The sequence below is a fragment of the Variovorax sp. 01T439_2 genome (assembly GCF_056398445.1).
The window spans coordinates 1-2,542 of sequence record NZ_JBFTPJ010000865.1 but is presented as its reverse complement, the minus strand read 5'-3'; the positions used below and the strand labels follow the sequence as shown (position 1 = coordinate 2,542).

Below are 2,542 nucleotides of genomic sequence, written 5' to 3'. Positions count from 1 at the left end.
ACATCACTCTGTATGGGCGCATCGCTGCAGATCCTGTGGGCTATGTCACCTGGCCCACGCCCGATCTGCATTTTTCGATCGTCATCGACGACGCCTATAGCGGCATCACCGTGATCGATGGTCAGCCGACCTTCTTTGAAGCGGGTAGGCGAAATTTTGGCTTGATCCGATCGAACCGATACATGAACTCGCTTCCCGGCGAGGTGCGGACCCAGATTCCTCTGAATCCCCCGCAGGGCATGAGTCGACAGGAGTTCGCACGCCAGCTCGTCGTCAACTCTCAGAAGTTCGCGAGCTACGTTTCTCCGTACTCGGCGCCGAAGAACATCCTCGGCTCGCGCATGCGTCCCGGCGAGTACAACAGCAGCTCCTATGTTGCAGGCTTGCTCAAGAGCGTGACGGGCTACGTGCCCTTGGTGTCCGTACCTGGATATTTGACGCCAGGTTGGGAGAGCCCCATGCCGGCGCATTACTACAAGGGCGAGGCGATCCGATGAAAGCGCGGTGGTGGTGGCTGCCGCTGAACATGCTGGCCTGGACCTTGGCGATGCCTTTGCTCAGCGTCGGCCTGCGCTTCCTGGAGCAGCATCGGATCCTGGCGATGTCCGGGAGCGCCGTGGCGGCCGGAGCGATTGCGCTTTTGCTTTGGGCCGCCTTGATCTACGCGAGATGCGTTCCGGCCGCGCCCGAACTCCCGCGCCGCATCGGGTACTTCGTGGCGTTCGTCGCCGCGATGCTTGCGCTGGGCGCAGGAGCCCTTTGGCTGACCTTCTGGGCCATCGTCGCGATCTACGGCCTGTAACGCCCGCCCGGAGCTGTCCGTTCCTTTTGCCGGTAGACAACCGGCGGGACATTTGCCGCACCGCCATCGAGGCATCTACTCCCTTCGCCGTAGCTCCAAAACCCCGCATCTAGGCCGTTAGGCGGATTTGCCCGCCGCGGCGCGCGCCGGAAACTTCGTGTTTCTTTCAGGCAGCCCTTGCCGTTGACGGAGTGCGGATGAGTTGGCGAACAAAAGTGGTCTGGAGCGAGGGGATGCTGCTGCAGCCCCAGCACCTGCAGCAAAGCGAGCGTCATGCCGACCATGCGAGGCATGTGCTGCTGCGTTCCACCACGCCTTATGCCTGGGGATTCGCGGAGATCGAGATCGACCAGGCCGCGCTCACGCTGGGCAAGCTCGCGCTGGTGCGGGCGGTGGGCCTGTTCGGCGACGGCACGGTGTTCGACATGCCGGCGGTCGATCCGCTGCCAGAGCCCATCGACATTCCGCCCGCCATGCGCGACGAGGCCGTGGTGCTGGCGCTGCCGCTGCGCCGCGCCGGCGCCCGCGAGGCCGATGCCGAAGACTATGAAGAGCTGGTGCGCCACCGCGTGCTCGAGTCCGAGGTGCCCGACTCCAACACCGCGGGCGAGCGCACCGCCGTGCTGCAGCTGGGCCAGCTGCACACGCGCCTGATGCGCGCCAGCGAAGCCACCGACGCCTGGACCACGCTGGGCGTGGCGCGCGTGCTGGAGCGCCGCGTCGACAACCAGGTGCAGCTCGACCRCGCGATGCTGCCGCCGCTCTTGGACGTGGCGGGCCATGCCGTGATCCGTTCCTGGCTCGACGAGCTGCTGGGCCTCTTGCGCCAGCGCGGCGAGGCGCTGGCCGGCCGCATGACGCAGGGCGGCACCGGCGGCGTGGCCGAGATCGCCGACTTCATGCTGCTGCAGGCCGTCAACCGCAACGAGGCGGTCTTCGCGCACCTGGCCCAAAGCGCCATGCTGCATCCGCAGCACTTCTTCGAGCATGCGCTCGGGCTGGCCGGCGACCTGGCGAGCTTTCGCGATTCGCGCCGCGTCACGCGCTTCGGCCCCTACGTCCACGACGACCTGGCGCTGAGCTTCCGTCCGCTGATGGACGACCTGCGGCGCAGCCTCTCGATGGTGCTGGAGCAGTCGGCCATCCGCATCGACCTGCACGACCGCAAGCACGGCGTGCGCGTGGCGGTGGTGACCGACGTGGAGCTGCAGCGCAAGGCGACCTTCGTGCTCGCGGTGAATGCCAACATGCCGAGCGAGGCGCTGCGCGCGCGCTTTCCCACGCAGGTCAAGATCGGCCCGGTCGAGCGCATCCGCGACCTCGTCAACCTGGCGCTGCCGGGCGTCACGCTCACGCCGATGCCCGTGGCGCCAAGGCAGATCCCCTTCCACACCGGTGCCAACTACTTCGAGCTCGAAACGCGCAACAGCGACCTGTGGCGCCAGCTGGAGCAATCGGGCGGCATCGCGATGCACATCGCGGGCGACTTCCCCGGCCTCGACCTCGCGTTCTGGGCCATTCGTTCCTAGCCGCATCGGGCTGACGGAAACGGAACACCATCATGACAACACCCGATCCCTTCGCCGCCTTCGAGTCGGAGCGCACGGTCATCAAGCCCAAGCCGCGCACGCCGGCCGGCACGCCGCCCGCGCCGGCTCCCGCACCGTTCTTCGGCGGCGTGGATCCGACGCCGGCCGTCGACGTCGGCGAGATCGGCCTGCTCAATCCGCTGGTCTCGGC

Annotated in this window: 3 protein-coding genes; all 3 read left to right on the top strand. The window is 67.0% G+C overall.

The window, feature by feature from the left end; genetic code table 11:
* Positions 1 to 497 (top strand): hypothetical protein (locus AC1DOC_RS28955; RefSeq protein ID WP_478131049.1); only part of this gene is annotated, 497 nt, incomplete at its 5' end.
* 29 nt (positions 498 to 526) lie between these two features.
* A complete protein-coding gene (locus tag AC1DOC_RS28950; RefSeq protein WP_062363615.1) occupies positions 527 to 802 on the top strand; it encodes a hypothetical protein in 276 nt (91 codons plus the stop codon).
* 197 nt (positions 803 to 999) lie between these two features.
* A complete protein-coding gene (gene tssK / locus AC1DOC_RS28945; RefSeq protein ID WP_478131048.1) occupies positions 1,000 to 2,331 on the top strand; it encodes a type VI secretion system baseplate subunit TssK in 1,332 nt (443 codons plus the stop codon).
* The last annotated feature ends 211 nt before the right edge of the window (positions 2,332 to 2,542 follow it).

Excerpts from the sequence above, each read along its gene's own strand:
- AC1DOC_RS28950 (WP_062363615.1), top strand. The coding sequence starts at position 527 with ATGCTGGCCTGGACCTTGGCGATGCCTTTGCTCAGCGTCGGCCTGCGC.